This window comes from Bifidobacterium pullorum DSM 20433 (assembly GCF_000771405.1).
Lineage (GTDB): Bacteria > Actinomycetota > Actinomycetes > Actinomycetales > Bifidobacteriaceae > Bifidobacterium > Bifidobacterium pullorum.
This window is the reverse complement of the sequence record NZ_JDUI01000027.1, coordinates 1-786: the sequence shown is the minus strand read 5'-3', so window position 1 is coordinate 786 and position 786 is coordinate 1. Positions and strand designations below refer to the sequence as shown.

General features: G+C 66.4%; 1 protein-coding gene. It reads left to right on the top strand.

The window, feature by feature from the left end; genetic code table 11:
• Positions 1-41: 41 nt before the first annotated feature.
• A partial coding sequence (locus OU11_RS08525; RefSeq protein ID WP_206538232.1) for an IS3 family transposase occupies positions 42-786 on the top strand: 745 nt, incomplete at its 3' end.

Below are 786 nucleotides of genomic sequence, written 5' to 3'. Positions count from 1 at the left end.
AGCGTCAACTGCTGCGAGAACCGGTATCGGAGGGCGATCCAGTGAGACCGGATGATCTGAGGGAAGAGGACGATGGCGCGGCCCGTCCGGATCATGACGTGCCGGACCTGGAGGGGCTGGTCGCGGAGCGTGATCGTGTACGCGCGGAGGTCGAGCGGCTGCGCAGGGAGAAACGGGAGGCGGAGATCGAGCTGTCGATCCTCAAGGGGGCGTTGGATCTGGTGGGAAAAGAGCGGGGCGCAGACCCGGACAACCCGGCCAATAGGGAGAAGACAATCCTCGTCAAGGCCGTCAGTGCCGGACATGGCATCCCCGCGGAGCGTCTGCTCGCCCGGGTCGGTCTGGCGCGCAGCACCTACTACCATCAGTCGGACGCGATGAAGAGGCCGGACAGGGACGAGGGGCTGCTCGCCCTGGTGCGCGACGTGTTCGAGAACAGCCTGCGCCGCTACGGCTACCGGCGGGTGTGGCTCGAACTGAGAAACGCCGGGATCGTCGTGTCCGCCAAAAGGGTCATGCGGCTGATGACGCGGCACGGGCTCGTCCCCTTGCTCAAGCGGGCCCGGCGCTACAGCTCGTACAAGGGCGAGCTGACCAAGGCGCCGGACAACCTCGTCAATCGCGTTTTCCATGCCGAGGAACCGAACCGGCTGTGGGTCACGGACCTGACGGAGTTCTCCATCCCCGCGGGCAAGGTCTACCTCAGCCCGGTGATCGACTGCTACGACGGGATGCCGGTGGCCTGGACGATCGGCACGAGCCCGAACGCCGAGCTGGCCAACCGGA